Source organism: Rhodococcus sp. 852002-51564_SCH6189132-a, from assembly GCF_001665495.1.
Lineage (GTDB): Bacteria > Actinomycetota > Actinomycetes > Mycobacteriales > Mycobacteriaceae > Rhodococcus > Rhodococcus pyridinivorans.
On the sequence record NZ_LZMJ01000006.1, the window covers coordinates 18,441 to 34,055 of the forward strand.

Genomic DNA, 15,615 nt, shown 5'->3' on the forward strand with positions numbered 1-15,615 from the left:
GGCGCTGCCGCCGCTTGGGGACGCGGCCCGGCTGCCGCTGCAATGCTCTGCACAGACCTGAAATCAATGAGAAGGAATCAGATCCCGATGCGCACAGAGACCGCCAACCAATCGTTCCGGAGGTGGGCACTTCTGCTGGCCTGCGTGGCGACGTTCATGTTGATGCTCGACGTAACGGTCATCAATGTCACCTTGCCGATGATCCGCCGAGAGTTCTCCGCCGACCTTGCCGACCAGCAATGGATCATCGCCGCCTACACGCTGCCGCTGGCCGCGTTTCTACTCGCCGGCGGATCACTCGCCGACCGGTACGGTCGCCGTACCCTGTTCATAATCGGCTTGGTGCTCTTCACCGCCGGTTCGCTCGCCGCCGGACTCGCTCCGGGCCTTGTGGTGCTGGAGGTGTCGCGGGTGGTCCAGGGCATCGGGGCCGCCGTGCTCTTCGCGGTGAGCCCTGCACTTATCGCGCAGGAGTTCAGCGGCGTTGATCGTGCGAAGGCATTCGGAATCTTCGGTGGAGTGACGGGCCTCGCGCTGGCCCTCGGGCCGGTGGTGGGTGGCCTGCTGGCCACCGTGAACTGGCGATGGGTCTTCCTCGTGAACGTGCCGATCGGGGTAATTCTGCTCTTGGTCGGCTTCGGTCGGGCACGGGATGTATTGTCCCCCAATGCGCGACGCCCGCACCTGTTTGGACTGGCGACATCCGCCGGCGGACTCGGCGCCCTCACGTTCGGCATCATCGAGAGCGAACGTCTTGGTTGGGCGTCGACCGAGGTGCTGACAGCCCTGGTACTCGGAGCGTTGTTGATCGCACTCTTCCTCATCAGTGAACGCCATCCCGACACAGGGATGCTCGACCTCGCCCTGTTCCGCAATCGGACATTCTCCGGCCTGCTCACCGCCACGTTTCTGTCGAATGCAACCAGCCTCGCCGGACTGTTCCTGATCGTCTCGTATCTCCAGAACGTGCTGGATCTGTCGGCGCTGCAGGCTGGTCTGGTTCTTCTGCCGCTCACGCTGGTGCTGTTCGTGGTGGCCGCGGTCACCGGGCAGATCCTGCCGCGAGTGGCTCCGGGAGCGCTGTTGGGCACCGCCATCTTGCTCATCGCAGCGGGCCTGACGCTACTGGCGCTTGCGGGCACCGGCTCGGGGTGGGTCCGATTGTTGCCGGGACTGATCGTCATGGGCATCGGCATGGGCATGTTCAATCCGCCCAGAAGCGTGGTCACGGTGGGTGTCGTCACACCTGAGCAAGCCGGCCTGGCATCTGGTGTCGGCGAGACCTTCCAACAGGTCGGAGTCGTTTTCGGCATCGCGGTCTTCGGCGCACTGTTCCAGCACAAGGTGATCGACGCTGCGGGCACCGGCGAGCTCGGCAAGGCGGTGGCCAGCGGTGATCTCGCCGGTGTGCCGGCCGACGTGGTCGATTCGGCGCGGTCCTGGTTCGCGAGCGGACTCTCCTGGGTGATGATCGCGTGTGGCATCCTTTGTGCTCTCGGTGCGCTGGTCGCCTTCGCCACCATCCGAAAGTCGGACATGCTCACCGACGAGGGCGAGCTCGCCGAGGTAAGTGCATGACATTTCCTGAGTCGACCCCCGGCCGTCACCCTCGATCCCCGTCAGGTTCACATCTCCGAAGAATCCGTAGAAAGCATGGTGTCCAGTGACCAGCCCACAGATCCTGCTCGTTTCCGGGTCATTGCGCGAAGGATCGATCAACAGCTCGGCGATCCGTACGGTAGCCACCCAATTGGCCGCCGATGTGGACGTCACCGTGTACAACGAAATGGGCGCGCTGCCCCACTTCACCCCCGACGTCGAGGCCACAGCGGTGCCGGAAGTCGTCGCGCGTCTGCGCAAGCGCATCGAAGACAGCACCGCGGTCTTGATTTGCACCCCCGAGTACGCCGGAGCTCTTCCCGGCTCCTTCAAGAATCTGCTGGACTGGACCGTCGGCGGAATGGAGATCGTCGGCAAGCCCACAGCCTGGATCAACGTGTCGGCGAACGCCACCAAAGCGGCGGGTGCTCACGCGTCGCTCAAAACGGTCCTGACGTACACGGGAGCTGCCATCGTCGACGACGCATGCCGCCATGTTCCACTGGCCGTCGCGGATCTCTCGGGTGACGGACTGGTGGGCACGCCGGCCGCGGTCGAAGAACTACGATCGGCGGCGCTCGTTCTCCTGGAACGTGCGCGACAGGAACCGGCCTGAGGAGAAGGGGGCTCGGCAGCTGAACTAGGTTGCCGCAGTTGCTGACTGGAGTGACAACCGGGCCAATTCGAAGGTCTCGCGATTTCATATGGACGACGATCTCGATGGTGCGGTCCCGGTATCGAACACTGTGGGCAAGGCGCGGTCGATCGTGCTCAGGGTTGTATTCCTGCCGAGTTCGTCGCCGCCACCGTCGCGGGATCGTCGATGGTGGCGCGGCAGGCGGTCGAGCGAACCGGCTGTTCCACCTCCACCCGGATCGAGGTCGCGTTTCTGATCTGGGTCCGCGTGGTAGCCGGCAGTGCGCACTCGCAATCCGCACGATGCTTGACCGACATCCGCCCCTTGGTGAATCCGGCCTTTCTCGAGGATAATTCGCGTCTCGGGTTCTGTGTGTCGTGCCCGAAGACGCCGTGAGACCAAGAAGGGAAAGTGCACGTGCCCAGTTCAGCGCTCGTCACACCGGGAGACAGTCGGTCTCCGGTGCTCATCCACGTCCCGCACGCCTCGCGCGTCATCCCGCCCGAGGTGCGCGCGGATCTGCTTCTGAACGATGTCGAGCTGGCCGCCGAACTCGACGAATCAACCGACGCCGCCACCGACGGCATCGCAGCGGCAGCACTGCGCCACACCAGGATCAGGCCGACGACCGTGGTCAACACGCTCTCACGCCTGGTGATCGACCCCGAACGGTTCGCCGACGCGAGCGAGTCGGCCGCCGCGTTCGGCCGGGGCGCGGTCTACACCCGCACCTGCCCCGGGCTGCCGCTGCGCACCGAGCCCTACCCGCGCACCACCGATCTGCTCGACGGTTATTTTCGTCCCTACGCGGACGCGGTCACCGCCGCGGTCGAGGATCGTCTGCGCGCGTGTGGGCGCGCGGTGATCATCGACCTGCACTCGTACCCGGCAACACCGTCCGGGTTCGAGGACCACACCGCCGCGCGCCCCGCGCTGTGCATCGGCACCGACCCGATCCACACCCCGGATCGGCTGATCGAGGTGACCCGTGGCGCATTCGCGCCCCTGCCCGAGATCGACGAGATCGCCGAGAACACCCCTTACGCAGGAAGTTACGTGCCGCTGCGCCACTACGGCCACGACAAGCGCGTGACGTCGGTGATGATCGAGTTGCGCCGCGACGTCTACCTCACCGACCCCGGCACCCCCGACGCTGCGCGCGTCGACCGGCTCGGCCGCGCCCTGGCCACCCTGATCGACACGGTCGCCGCGCAAGCGGCCGCTGATGTGTAGACCCGAGCCCGGACCGCGCTGCACCCCGCGCGCGGGCCAACGCCTCGACCGCGCCGCTTGCGCGCGTCGCCGCCGCCCGTGCTCGCCTGGCCGAGAACCCGACACGCGCGCGGCTGCAACGCCGTCTCGCCGCCGCCGCCGACCGCCAGCGATCGTCGCGGTCACCACCAGTGCCAACCTCCATCCAAACCTGTGGGTCACACCCTCATGCCACCAGCCTCTCACCCATAAAACCCCAGTTCAGGGCATTGCGAATCGACCTTTCCGGGGCCCTGCCTTGGAGATCTATGAAGACCGCCGAGCGGACGGCACGATTTCGGTGAAGCACTGCGTGCGGTGACCCCGGCCGCCGCGGTGACGATCGCCGGGGTCGAGTGCGCCGACATCGTCCTCATCGGCAAGGACACATTCGAATCCCACGGAGCGACCTCGTCGTTGTCCCGGGAACTCGGTCGGATCCAACGCGACGCCGGTGGTCCCTGCATCGACGCTGCCGGGGTCACGAGCGTGGTCTACAGCAGCGACCTCCGATCCGAGATGCGCTGGCCGCAGTTCACGGAAGAAGCCCTGATGGTCGGGGTCGGCAGCGTGTTGTCCTTCCAACTCCACACCCGCACCGACATTGCCGGTTCGCTGAACCTGTTCGCATCGAAACCGCAGGCCTTCGACGGTGCCGCGGTAGCGCTGGGCATCGCACTGGCGGCGCAGGCGGCCGCCGAGCTCACTGCTGCACGCGCGGAGCTGCATCTGCGCTCGGCGTTGGGCACCCGAGACACCATCGGCCAGGCCAAAGGTCTTCTGATGCAGCGCTGCGGTGTCGATGCCGCCCGCGCCTTCGTGATGCTGCGGACGCTGTCACAGGATCTCAACGTCGCCGTCGCTCGAATTGCCCAGCGAATCGTCGAGGACCACACCGCTTCTCTGCGATCGGTTGTCGGATCACGGAACTTCGAGGTATACGGGCTCAGTCCAGACAGAACCCGTTGCCTTCGATGTCCTGCACGACGATGCAGGACTCGTCCACACCGTCGGCGTGCAGAACCTTCACTTGCGCAGCGCCGAGCGTCACCAGTCGGTCGGACTCCGCTTGCAGAGCAGACAGTCGCTCGTCGCTCTCCAAGCCTGTGCCGACGCGCACATCGAGATGCACCCGATTCTTCGCAGCCTTCGCTCGGGTCCGACGAAATCGAAGGTGACCTGTACCTGCCTGACCGACACCATGCGGGTACGCCCCGTGGCCGAGAGCGGACCCTCGGATCGGCGCACGACACTTCGATGAGCCCGCTACACCACCGATGCGCCCCATCCGAACGCAGCCACGGCCACGATCGCTACCGCCCACAGCAGCGCAGTCACTTCGAATCCTCCACATGTCGTCGGTTGGTAGGGGACCGCCCGCAGGCTACGTAACCGCGCGTTCCATTACAGGCTCGCAACAGAGTTGCAACAGTCTTCTCCGATACTCGAGAAACGAACAGACACCCTGTTCGCCCGGGAGGATGCTGGATCATCCGAGTCACACGGCGGCACTCCATCTCGTTGCGCGATTCTCCACTACCTGGGGGGTAGCTCATGAACACCGGCAGCGGCTCGCGCGACGTTCCACCACCGTGGCGGCGTGGCGCCGCCGTACGAACCGATCGCCTCAGGGAGACGGAATGGCAGTCGTAGAACCATCGAAGAGTTCGGGAACCCGTAAGCACCACGACGGCGCCGACTTCCACGCGGAGAAGAGCGAGTACCTCGAAAAACGTTCACTGCGCAAAGGAACCGCCGGGTGGGTGCTCCTTGCGGGGCTCGGTGTCAGTTACGTCATCTCCGGTGACTACGCCGGATGGAACAACGGACTCGCCGAAGGCGGATTCGGCGGCCTGCTCATCGCCGGCGTGGTCATCGCGGGCATGTACTTCGCGATGGTGCTCGGGATGGCCGAGCTGTCGTCGGCCCTTCCGGCCGCGGGTGGCGGATACACCTTCGCCCGCCGCGCGCTCGGCCCCTGGGGTGGATTCGCCACCGGCACGGCCATTCTCATCGAGTACGCGATTGCACCTGCGGCCATCGCGACGTTCATCGGCAGTTATGTCGAATCGTTGAACATCTTCGGGATCACCGACGGATGGTGGATCTACCTCGCTGTCTACGCCATTTTCATCGGCATCCACCTCACCGGTGCGGGCGAAGCGCTCAAGGCGATGTTCGTCATCACCGCCATCGCACTCGTCGGACTCGTGATCTTCGCGATCGCTGCGGTGGGACTGTTCGAGTCCCACAATCTCACGGACATCACGCCGACCGATGCCGTCGGTGCCTCGGGCTTCCTGCCGTTCGGCTACTTCGGTATCTGGGCCGCAGTTCCGTTCGCGATCTGGTTCTTCCTGGCGATCGAGGGCGTTCCTCTCGCTGCGGAGGAAGCGCGCGAGCCGGAGAAGAACGTGCCCCGCGGCATCATCTCCAGCATGCTGGTGCTCCTGCTGACCGGAGCGACCGTGCTGTTCCTGGCGACCGGTGCGTTGGGTGCCGAGGGATTGTCGACCTCGGGCAACCCCCTCGTCGAGGCGCTGGGCGACGGGACCGCGGCCAAGGTCGTCAACTACATCGGGCTCGCCGGGCTGATCGCCAGCTTCTTCTCCATCATGTACGCGTACTCGCGGCAGACCTTCGCGCTGTCCCGCGCCGGCTACCTACCGACGAGCCTGTCGGTGACGAATTCCCGCAAGGCACCCATGCTCGCGTTGATCGTTCCCGGCGTGATCGGTTTCGTCCTGTCGCTGACCGGTGAGGGCGCGATGCTCCTCAACATGGCGGTCTTCGGTGCCGCCGTGAGTTATGTACTCATGATGGTCAGCCACATCGTGCTGCGCGTGCGCGAGCCCGGGATGCGGCGTCCGTACCGCACGCCCGGTGGTGTCGTCACGACATCGTTCGCGTTGGTGATCGCTGCCGCCGCTGTGATGGCGACCTTCCTCGTCGATCCCGTCGCGGCTCTGTGGACGTTCGCCGCGTTTGCGGCATTCATGGCCTATTTCGGTCTCTACAGCCGTCACCACCTCGTCGCGAACTCCCCGGACGAGGAGTTCGCGGCCCTCGCGAAGGCAGAGGAAGAGCTGGGGTGACGACCTGAAGCCGTCCGCACGGCCGTGTGCTCACAGCGTGCGGACCGAGGTGGGTTCATAGACCATGACCGAAGCCGTCGGCGCTCCACGGCAGGTCAATCGGCACGGGGGAGTGCGATGGGCCCGCAGTTCGACGTCGACACGCTCCGGGTGTGGTGCACGACCGGCGAGCCGGATCCGCCAGAGATCACCCTCGCGGACACTCTCGGCGACCGTGTAATCACTGCGCCCGGCCGGACCGAAGCGTCGGAGCGTGGCAGCGAGCGCGGCCTGCTGAGGCGGAGACATGTCGGTGTAGCCGCGTAGATGGTGGTGGTGGATCCGGTCGAAGAAGTGTTCTTCGGTCGTGAGGACGGACGATTCGGCGTCGAGACCGCCGTAGTAGACGCCGTCGGGTACGACGACGACGTTGGCGGCGAACCGGTCTCCGCCTACGTGCGAGCATTCCCACACCTGGTCGGGCCAGCGCTCGGCCAGAGCGCGCGCGACCGGCCGTCCACGCACAGCGCAGCACGGATCGTGGTGACCGTGAGCGCAGACCAGGAGGACGGAGGGGCCACCGAGGTCGCCGGGTGTCTCGAGGGCGGTGACGATCTGTGTCAGATCCTCCTCGCGATCCCACGTTCCCCATTGCTGACGCACCGCGCCCGAGGTCTCGCGGCGGAGCACCGCCCAATGGTCGTGTCCTCCGCGGCGACGACGGCCCGGGCGCTTGACCAGCAGTATGCGTGCGCGAGCCGCCTGCGCGGCGGAGAACACGGCCGTCTTGGTCGCGGCGTCGAGATCGAGCCCCTCGAACCCGTTCACCGGCCATCTGCCCCGATATTCGACGAGGATCCAAACGAATCCGCGTGGGGCCGTGCCGGCCATCGGATCACCCCGCTGTCGGGCACTGTCTGCGCAGAAGAAGCGTTCGGCTGAGGCCACAGTGCACCGTCACTGTTCCGCGGGGACGAGGATCCCTGCGCGCAACAGCCGTTCGACCAGGTCGGTCCCGAGGGTTTTCGTCGGGTGGGATCCGCCGTCGAGCAGGCGCGTGACAGACGGCATTTCATCGTCCGCCACGGTGACGCGGCCGACGCGCGTGACCAGGTGTGAACCTTCCAGACGCGCATACAGCGCGCTGCGGAGTTTCACCGTGGTGTCGGGGCCGAGATCGTGGACGGCGGCGAATTGGGCGAGCGGCCCCAGCGGTGCCGGACGCGCCTGCTCCCGCCGGGCACGGTGGAACAGGGAGGTGGCGTCCGCCTCGGCCAGTGCGGCGATGAGATGCTCACGTACAGCAGTGATCTCGTCATCCGGATCGTCGATGCCCATGGGTAGTGCACCGCGCATCTCAGGATCGTCGCCGAGCGCAGTGAGCGCTGCTCGGGTCAGATGCTCGGCAAGTGCGTGACGCGTCCACGTATGGATGCCGACGGTGAGGTGGATGGAGATCTCCCCTCGGGCCTCGGCGGCATGGATCCAGCCTCGCGGCAGATAGAGGCAGTCGCCGGGTTCGAGCACCGTGTCGATGCACGCCGGCTCTGTCGCGGCTCGGGCGACAGCGGGGCGATGATCGGTCCAGGGTTGATTGCGTAGCGGCGCCGGGTGGACGGGCTCGTGGATCACCCACCTCTTCGTTCCCTCGATCTGCACGACGAAGACGTCGTGGACGTCGTAGTGGTGGCTGAACCCCTGGTTCCGAGGTGGAGTGATGTACGCGTTGACCTGGACGGGATGTCCGAGTTCGTCGCTCAGAGCGGTGCCGAACTGCGAGATCGGTTCCCACGTGCGGTGCAGTGCCTGCAGGACGAGGGTGGCACCGTCGGCGAGGTTGCGCCAGAGCATCGTGTCGTCGAGTTGGTCGGAGATGGTCGCTCCGACACCGCCGGGGGAGGTGAACGACGAGTCCGGCAGTGTCGTCCCGTCCTTGGCGACGCGAAGAAAGGGCGTGCGAAGTCCTCGTCGCGAGATGAGTTCATCGACTGCCTCGACGGAGAACAGGTCGGTGAATGTGCCGGCGCGACGCGTCAGCAGTGGTGCACGTCCCCAGATTTCGGACGCGAACTTCTCCCGACCGATGTCGATCAAGCGTGTTTCCAGGACTCCGGCGTCCGTTTCGACGCCGGAGTCCTGGATGCGATATGAGGAGTCCTCACACCTAGCTGCCTCCGTCGGCTCCGCCATCGGCACCTCCGTCAGCCCCGCCGTCGGCTCCGCCGTCACCGCCGCTGTCGGCTCCACCATCGACGCCGCCGTCGGCTCCGCCGTCGCCACCGCTGTCGGCGCCCCCGTCGGCACCTCCGTCAGCGCCACCGTCGTGAACGCCCGGGACGCCGGCTGCACCGCCGTCCGCCGGGCCCTCCTCACCTTCGTCCTTGTTCGGATCCTGCTGTGGGTCGGTCATGATTCCTCCCGAGGTCAAAAGGCTTGGGAGCAGCGGTGTTACCGGCTCCCGGAGCCTGCAGCGGTGTATTGTTCGGCCGTTGTCAGCTTATCCCGGCGTATCGGCGGCCACGTCGATTCCGGGATCATCGAACCGTTGTCCCAGACGTTGTACCCCGCGCACTCGCAGGTGCGGCGCTGCGAAGAAGAAAAGTCGACGCGTTGCTCGCCGATAATCGGGTACAGGAGAGTATGGCTGACGAGAATCCCGACGCGTCCGAGTTCGACCCGCAGAACCCTGATCCCGCGAACACTCCTGGTCTCGAACCCGGAGGCGGGGTGTCGCCCGGAGATACTCCGCCCGCCGAGACTGCTGTGGGCGGTCCGCAACACGAACCGCCGCAGCGCCGCAGTGCCGGGGCCCTCATCGCCATCGCGATCGTGGTGATCGTGGTCCTGGTGGTGGCCGTCGGTCTGATCATCCGAGCAGTCGGGCTGTTCTGAGCGCGCGACGAAACGAAGGTGAAGAGGTAGCGGAAAAGCGAACTGCCTCCCGGTAGTAGAGAGGGGCGTGGACCGGTCGCATCACGCCACGAAGGCGATAGCACGCCGCCGTATCAGTCGACTCGATGCGACGGCGGGTTCGATCGGTCCTCGAGAACGCCATGACGATCATGTCGGTCAGCGTCGTGACAAGACCCTCATGGTCGTCCGAGAGCGAAGTGATCGCCCCGGCGTCGGAGTCCCTGCTCATCTGCGCTGCCAGTTGACCGTCGAGATCGGTGACCAGCGACATCCACCGAGCGTCGAGCTTGTCGTCGTAGTTGACTGCCTGCAGACCGGCGATCAACAACAGGCCACGCAAGGTGCTCGGCTGGCGAACCCCGGCCGAGGTCTTCGCCGAGCAGCTACGCTCCCTGCAGTAGCCCGGTGTTGCATCGACCGGTTGAACTCGCCCAGTATACGGCTCTTCGGTTCGAGGAAACCTTGTTCCTGCAAGGGATTCGGCCGTCGATAGGGTCGGTGGCCGATGCCTACGATAATGCCCTCGCAGAGACGACGATCGGGCTCTACAAGGCCGAGTGCATCGCCGACGATTCCCCGTTCCGCAAGGGCCCGCTGCGCACTGTCAGTGACGTCGAGGAAGCCACCTCGGCGTGGGTGCACTGGTACAACACCGGCCGGCTCATGCACCGCCTTGGGCGGATCCCACCGGCCGAGTATGGAGCCAAGTACTACGCTGAACACCGTGCCGATCAACCGGTCGCACACAAATGACAATGTGTGCATGAGACCCGGGATGGTTCAGTATCAGGGTTACGTAGACGCTGATGACCATGCCGTGGGTAGCGCTTTTCACCGTCCGATCGACAGATCCGACCGTCGATGCCCAGTAGATTGCGGGTGCCGCTGCGACGCTCGGATACCCTCACCGACCGTCCCGACTTCGCTCTGGTCGGGGTGCTGCGGGTCCCGGAGGAACAGACCAGCCCGGGCCGGGCGATCGTGCGCCGCATCGGTTACGCCCTGGCCGCGCTGACCGCGGCGGTGATCGTGGTGTATCCGGGTCGGGACGGCTACCGCGACGTACAGGACAACCCCGTTGCCGCTGTTGGATTGCGTCTACTACGCCACCGTGTCGCTGTCGACCACCGGCTACGGCGACATCACTCCGCTCACCCCGCAGGCGCGGCTGGTAAACATCCTGGTCATCACGCCGCTGCGAGCGTTCTTCCTCATCGCGGCAGGGTCTGGTGACCGTACAGGGCTCGGCCACCAAGTCGGATGTGTTGCACTTGGCCGGGGCCATGTGCTGCGCCAGTCTGGTGCCGATACGGTCGTGGTGTCCGCTGAGACGGGCGGGCCGGTTGCTGGGCCTGGCCCCTGCCACTCCCACGGTGATGGAGATGATCGAGGACCTGTTGACTCCCGAGGATGGGTTCGCCGTCTCTGAACGCGGTGTGGAGCCGCACGAGCTCGGCCTTTCGCCGCGGGAGCTGCCCGTCATCGTGCTCGGGGTCGTCCGTTACGGACGGCTGATCCGGGTGGGTTCTCCCGAGCTCGGCGTCATCGTCGCTGATGACAGATTGCTGTATCTGCGCTTGGTGGCGAATTGACCCCGCCCGGACCAGATCCTGCGGCAACCGCAATGGGAACTTCGATGACGATGCACTGTGCGGTGATGAGACGGGAATCTGGGACCCCGCCGTCCGGCGATCAGGGGCTGAACCGGGTCGACCATAGAGTCGACTGCGCGGCGCGCATCGCCGCGCGGCCGAACCACGAGCTGATCGTTACCTATCGTGCCGGTGACGCGATGGCTTCACTTGCAGATCGGATCGGGACTACCCGGTGCATGCGCTGAAGGGTTTCGTCCCGGTGCGAGGCAATTACAACGGTGCCCGGGTAGTTGGCAAGAACACCGGAGATCGCGTGTTCGGTCTCGGGATCGAGGCTGGCAGTGACTTCGTCGACGAGAAGGATCCGCGGCCGACGAACAAGCGCTCGGGCAAGGACAAGGCGCGCCTGCTGCCCACCGGAGAGAGTGATCCCTCCCTGCCCGATCTCGCTGTCGAGACCGGCCCACCCGTCCGCTTCGACGCGTTCGAGTATCCGGAGAAGTTCGTCATCCGAAACCGGGCCTGCCCCGCGGAGCAGGTTGTCTCGCACGGTGCCATGGAACAGTGTGGTCTCCTGATCCACCAGCGCGACGCTCTGCCGGAGCGCAAAATCGTCAACGTCCTGGAGCGGAACGCGCTCGCCGTGATCGTCGAACAGCTCGATCGTTCCTGACAGGGGTTCCCAGAGCCGTGCGGCCAGCGCGATGATCGTGCTTTTGCCCGCTCCCGAAGCCCCGGTGAGACCGACGTGTTCTCCCGGTTGCACTTCGACAGACCAGCCACCTACCGCCATGGCACGGTCATCGTAGGTAAACGACAGGTTCTGGATTCGCAGTCCGAGCGGCCCGTCGGGGATCGCGCGCGGGCAGGGCGGCTCGGAAACAACCGGCTCGCGCCGGAGGACGTCGTGGACGCGTCCGGCGCTGGCCGTGAGGGGATGGAGCTGCGTGAGCGTGGTCGCAGCGTCAGAGACCGCCGAGACACCGGCGAGGGTGAGAGCGACCATCGAGGGGAGCAGCGCAAGCTGCAAGTTTCCGGTCGCGGCGCCGCCCAGCGCTCCGGTCGCATAAGCACCGACAAGGACGACACCGATGATGGTCGTGGTGACGAGCGCTTCGCGGAGTCCGGTAACGAATTGTGTCAGCTTTCCCTGGTGCCGGGTGACGTCGGTAGCCCGCTCCGTCGTGTTAAGGGTGTCAGCGACAACCTTGCTTTCCAGTTCGTAGGAGAGGACTTCTCGGAGCGATCCGAGTGCATCGACGATCTGCGTCGAAAGGTCCGCGCGCAGTCGCTGCTCCGCATCACCCAGCTGCTGGATCCGGTGTCGCGCGACCAGTGCGGTGGCCGCGATGAGTACAGCTCCGGCCAGCATGATCCACGCGGCGGACGGCAGGAAGATGAACGCCGTGGCGAATGAAGAGATGAACACCGTGAGTGATGTGGCGATTTGGGCGAGTGTGTGTGCGTAGAAGAACTCGAGCTTTTCGATGTCGTCCATCGCGACCGCGGCCGCGCGGCCCGAGTGTTCACGACGGCGTCCGGGCACGCTGCGTGCGTACGAGTCGAACAGCGCCATGCGCAGCCGAGCCAGCACCCGGTAGGCAACGGCATGCGAGACGTTCATCTCCTGCCAGGTCAGAACAGCGCGGACCAGCACCAGAACGGTTACAGCAACCCACCACGTCGCGCCGGGGACGGTGCGTTCGACGACCGTATGTCCGATACCCCAGGCGGTGAGAACGCCCAGCGCAGCAAGGACGAGGGCGCTGGCTGTGCCGGTGAGATAGCTGGCGAGCATGCCGCGGTACTCGGGGCGCAGTGCGGGAAGTAGCGCGCGGAACGCATGGAGGGAGCTGCGGATGCTCAAACGAGTTTCCTTTCCAGCCGGCCGTGCTCGAGCCGGAACTGCTCGTTGACACCGGACAGGCTTTCGGGCCGGTGCGTGATCATCACGACGATCCGATCTGCCGCAGCATGTCGGAGCGTTTCCATTACCTCAGCGGCGCGTGCGGGATCGAGCGCACTGGTGGGCTCGTCGACGAGGAGCACCGGACGCCGTGTCAGCAGGGCGCGTGCGAGCGCGAGACGCTGCCGCTGACCGCCGGACAGGCTCAGGCCGGCTTCGGCGACGCGGCTGTCGAAACCGTACGGTAAGGCCAGGATCTCGTCGAGGATGCCCGCTGCCCGGCACGCGTCCACAAGGTCGGCGTCCGTCGTTTCGCCTGTGACGGTGAGATTGTCGCGGATCGTTCCGGTGAACAGGACGGGGCGTTGCGACACGACGGCGATGTCTCCGGCGCGCAGGGACTTGCCGTCGAGTTCGACTGTGCCCGACTCGGGTGTCAGGAAGCCGAGGAGCACGTCGAACAACGTCGATTTGCCGGCCCCGGACGGACCGATGATCGCCGTGAGTACGCCCCGATGTGCCGTCATATCCAAACTCTCCAACACCGTGGTGTCGGAGCCTGGGTAGCGGTATCGCAGTCCTCGAGCTTGCAGGCACTGTATGTTCCTGCCGGACCTTCCGTGTTCGACGACACACGTACCCGAACCGTTGTCGGGCGAATCGAACGCGCCCAAGCGGTGCAGGCCGGGCACCGCGGTCAGCCCCAGGAACCCGGCGTGCCAGTAGCGGGACAGGTCACGGATCGGGCGGAACGCTTCCGAGGACAGCAGAAGAATCAGGTAGACCTCGAACGCCGGGGGTTGCCCGGTCGCGGCGTGGACGATCGCCGTCATGACCGCGGCGACGGTACCTGCCTGGATCGCGAAATCCGTTACGCCGGTCTCTGCCAGGGACACTCGCATCACCCGTTCGGTTGCCGTGCGCAGCGCCTCCGATCGCTCGTGCATCCGCTGCCGGGTGCTGGGCACGTCGCCGAGTGCACGCAATGTCGCCATGCCTCGAAGCGACTCGAGCAGGTCCGCGCTCAGTGCTTCATAGGAGTCCCAATGCTCGAGGCCCCGGCGCGACATCATCGTCTTCCACGCAAGCGGTCCTGCCAGAGCCATGACCACGGCGACCGCGACCCACAAACCCGCCCAGGGGTTCAGTACCGCGAGAGCAACGACGATGCACGGGCATGCTATGAGGATCAGAGCAACGGCAGGGATGTACTTCGAGACGTACGTGTCCGTCCCATCGATGCCGTCGCTGAGCGCGACGCGAATGGAGCCGTCGCGGGTTCCCGCATCGTGCAACCGTTCTGCGGTCAACGCCGACCGGATTGCTCGATGCCGCAATTCTCGACGAACCAGGCCTCCGAGACGCGCCGAGACCGAATCTTGCGCCACCACCAGCAGCACTCGCGCAACTGCGAGCCCTGTGACAGATGCCAGCGCGATGATCACCGTAGGGCCGGTGCCCTGGAGCGTCGCGGTCAGTGCCCACGCGATCGCGACCGCTTGGCCGACATAACTGGCGAACACCAGCAGAGCAAGCAGCACGCTCCCGGCGAGCAATCCGGGGAAGTGCCTCGCTTCACGCCACAGCTCGCGGACGATCATCATTCGGCCTTTTCCTCCTTATTCTCGACGCCGTCGAGCATTGCCACTGCGTGCACCGTCCAGCTCTCTGCCGCAGCAGGGATTCCGGAGACAGGCCGGCATCTCACTTTCTGGGACAGCGCGGCGTCGTAGCACAGCCGGGCGGCGGCGCGATGGGCATGCCAGAGGGCGTCGTAGATGGTCTCGGCTGAGGCACTCGGGATGATCTTCCATGTCTCGATGCGGTCGGCATGGGCAATCCAGGCCTGGCCTGCGAGTTCGGCGAGGTGTGCGGCGTTGGTGTCGCGGACCGGATTTCGTACGAAGTCGGCAAGTTTCGGTGAGCGTCGCCGCGCAAGCGCATGTCTCCGCTGTGAGGCGATGTCCCAGTTGCTGGGCAGTTCGATGGAGACGAGCGGAATCTCGGGTACGAGGCCCCGAGAGAGCCAGGCGGACGTCTCGGTAGCAGGTGGCACGCCGAGTTGTGCACGGATCTCCGGCCCTGGGCCGAAGACGGTGGGGAAGTCCGTGTCGAGAAGAAAGCGCACCGCCTCCAGCGCATATGCGGCATCGGCGATCCACAGCGGCCACGCGCGGTGCCGGTATCGGCCGAAGCTACGGCCTGGCTGCACACTGAACACCAACCGCGAGCCTGGGGAAGGGCTGCGCGGTAGTTCCCAGCCCGCCGCGGTTTCCCTGGCGTTGTCTCTGCGAAGAAGCTGTCCTTTGTCGTGGTCGTACGCATAGTGGCCTGGATCGAGGCCGTCGGTTCCATCCCCGCCGACAATCACGTGAGTATGCACCGCGTATGTCGCGCCGGCTGACGGGATGGGCCGGCGCGCGATACTTGTGACGCTGCCGTCGTCGCGGAGGTGCCAGTCGCCCGGGTACCACAAGGCGCAGAGCAGCTCTTCGATTCGTCCTTCTGTGGGAACACATGGAGTACCGAATCGGCGCCACGGGTTCATCCGCGGTCCTGGGGCGAGGGGGGCTCCGGGGGTGTGTGCCGTCAATGACATCGCCAGCGTCGTCGGGAGGCCGATGCTGCTACCGGGTTCGT

At 65.7% G+C, this 15,615-nt stretch carries 13 protein-coding genes and 3 pseudogenes; 8 read left to right on the plus strand and 8 right to left on the minus strand.

The annotated features are described in order from the left end of the window. Positions 1–87 precede the first annotated feature (87 nt). The 4 genes and pseudogenes from A5767_RS01245 to A5767_RS24075 all read left to right on the plus strand — a co-directional run. Positions 88–1,578, plus strand: a complete 1,491-nt coding sequence (locus A5767_RS01245; RefSeq protein ID WP_197483179.1) for an MFS transporter — start codon at positions 88–90, stop codon at positions 1,576–1,578. Positions 1,579–1,663: 85 nt separating this feature from the next. Next, positions 1,664–2,215 (plus strand): NADPH-dependent FMN reductase, encoded by a 552-nt coding sequence (locus tag A5767_RS01250; RefSeq protein ID WP_064851466.1) that lies wholly within the window; start codon positions 1,664–1,666, stop codon positions 2,213–2,215. 438 nt (positions 2,216–2,653) lie between these two features. Then, positions 2,654–3,469 carry an N-formylglutamate amidohydrolase gene (locus A5767_RS01260; protein ID WP_082937558.1) on the plus strand — a complete coding sequence of 272 codons (816 nt, stop codon included), beginning with the start codon at positions 2,654–2,656 and terminating at the stop codon, positions 3,467–3,469. 747 nt (positions 3,470–4,216) lie between these two features. After that, positions 4,217–4,360: pseudogene (locus tag A5767_RS24075) on the plus strand (ANTAR domain-containing protein); the annotation flags it as partial. A gap of 73 nt (positions 4,361–4,433) precedes the next feature. On the opposite strand, the gene A5767_RS23890 reads toward A5767_RS24075, so the two are convergent. Continuing rightward, on the minus strand, positions 4,434–4,841 hold the full coding sequence (locus A5767_RS23890) for a VOC family protein (RefSeq protein ID WP_331712084.1): 408 nt from the start codon (positions 4,839–4,841) through the stop codon (positions 4,434–4,436). 286 nt (positions 4,842–5,127) lie between these two features. Here A5767_RS23890 and eat point away from each other — a divergent pair, with 286 nt between their 5' ends. Further along, positions 5,128–6,582 (plus strand): ethanolamine permease, encoded by a 1,455-nt coding sequence (gene eat / locus A5767_RS01275; RefSeq protein WP_064851470.1) that lies wholly within the window; start codon positions 5,128–5,130, stop codon positions 6,580–6,582. A gap of 30 nt (positions 6,583–6,612) precedes the next feature. On the opposite strand, the gene A5767_RS01280 is transcribed toward eat, so the two are convergent. The 3 genes from A5767_RS01280 to A5767_RS01290 form a co-directional block, all read right to left on the minus strand. Next, complete coding sequence (locus A5767_RS01280; protein WP_064851471.1) at positions 6,613–7,452, minus strand: sucrase ferredoxin; 840 nt, start codon at positions 7,450–7,452, stop codon at positions 6,613–6,615. Positions 7,453–7,518: 66 nt separating this feature from the next. After that, the gene (locus A5767_RS01285; RefSeq protein ID WP_231913089.1) at positions 7,519–8,655 is read right to left on the minus strand and encodes a cupin domain-containing protein; all 1,137 of its coding nucleotides are present in this window, start codon (positions 8,653–8,655) and stop codon (positions 7,519–7,521) included. A gap of 70 nt (positions 8,656–8,725) precedes the next feature. Beyond that, entirely contained in the window at positions 8,726–8,971 is a 246-nt protein-coding gene (locus A5767_RS01290; RefSeq protein WP_064851472.1) for a hypothetical protein, read from the minus strand. A gap of 230 nt (positions 8,972–9,201) precedes the next feature. Here A5767_RS01290 and A5767_RS01295 point away from each other — a divergent pair, with 230 nt between their 5' ends. Then, positions 9,202–9,453, plus strand: a complete 252-nt coding sequence (locus tag A5767_RS01295; protein ID WP_019289476.1) for a DUF6480 family protein — start codon at positions 9,202–9,204, stop codon at positions 9,451–9,453. Here the strand turns inward: A5767_RS01295 and A5767_RS22895 are convergent. Next, positions 9,428–9,802 (minus strand): hypothetical protein, encoded by a 375-nt coding sequence (locus tag A5767_RS22895; RefSeq protein ID WP_071934997.1) that lies wholly within the window; start codon positions 9,800–9,802, stop codon positions 9,428–9,430. The genes A5767_RS01295 and A5767_RS22895 overlap by 26 nt on opposite strands. A gap of 101 nt (positions 9,803–9,903) precedes the next feature. On the opposite strand from A5767_RS22895, the pseudogene A5767_RS01305 reads away from it, so the two are divergent. Beyond that, positions 9,904–10,227, plus strand: a pseudogene (locus A5767_RS01305) (integrase core domain-containing protein); the annotation flags it as partial. Positions 10,228–10,335: 108 nt separating this feature from the next. Beyond that, a pseudogene (locus tag A5767_RS01310) lies at positions 10,336–11,066 on the plus strand (potassium channel family protein). A gap of 181 nt (positions 11,067–11,247) precedes the next feature. Here A5767_RS01310 and A5767_RS01315 read toward each other — a convergent pair. The 3 genes from A5767_RS01315 to A5767_RS01325 are packed head-to-tail and all read right to left on the minus strand — an operon-like array spanning position 11,248 to position 15,523. Continuing rightward, entirely contained in the window at positions 11,248–12,936 is a 1,689-nt protein-coding gene (locus A5767_RS01315) for an ABC transporter ATP-binding protein (RefSeq protein ID WP_064851474.1), read from the minus strand. After that, a complete protein-coding gene (locus tag A5767_RS01320; protein WP_064851475.1) occupies positions 12,933–14,579 on the minus strand; it encodes an ABC transporter ATP-binding protein/permease in 1,647 nt (548 codons plus the stop codon). Before A5767_RS01320 ends, A5767_RS01315 begins: the two co-directional genes overlap by 4 nt. After that, positions 14,576–15,523 carry a hypothetical protein gene (locus tag A5767_RS01325; protein ID WP_156665107.1) on the minus strand — a complete coding sequence of 316 codons (948 nt, stop codon included), beginning with the start codon at positions 15,521–15,523 and terminating at the stop codon, positions 14,576–14,578. The genes A5767_RS01320 and A5767_RS01325 overlap by 4 nt, the downstream gene beginning before the upstream one ends. Between the last annotated feature and the right edge of the window lie 92 nt (positions 15,524–15,615).

Bases quoted from the DNA above. Each gene is read 5' to 3' on its own strand.
- A5767_RS01290 (WP_064851472.1), bottom strand. From the start codon at position 8,971: ATGACCGACCCACAGCAGGATCCGAACAAGGACGAAGGTGAGGAGGGC.
- A5767_RS23890 (WP_331712084.1), bottom strand. From the start codon at position 4,841: ATGTGGAGGATTCGAAGTGACTGCGCTGCTGTGGGCGGTAGCGATCGT.
- eat (WP_064851470.1), top strand. From the start codon at position 5,128: ATGGCAGTCGTAGAACCATCGAAGAGTTCGGGAACCCGTAAGCACCAC.
- A5767_RS01320 (WP_064851475.1), bottom strand. From the start codon at position 14,579: ATGATGATCGTCCGCGAGCTGTGGCGTGAAGCGAGGCACTTCCCCGGA.
- A5767_RS01295 (WP_019289476.1), top strand. From the start codon at position 9,202: ATGGCTGACGAGAATCCCGACGCGTCCGAGTTCGACCCGCAGAACCCT.
- A5767_RS01325 (WP_156665107.1), bottom strand. From the start codon at position 15,523: ATGAACCCGTGGCGCCGATTCGGTACTCCATGTGTTCCCACAGAAGGA.
- A5767_RS01280 (WP_064851471.1), bottom strand. From the start codon at position 7,452: ATGGCCGGCACGGCCCCACGCGGATTCGTTTGGATCCTCGTCGAATAT.
- A5767_RS01245 (WP_197483179.1), top strand. From the start codon at position 88: ATGCGCACAGAGACCGCCAACCAATCGTTCCGGAGGTGGGCACTTCTG.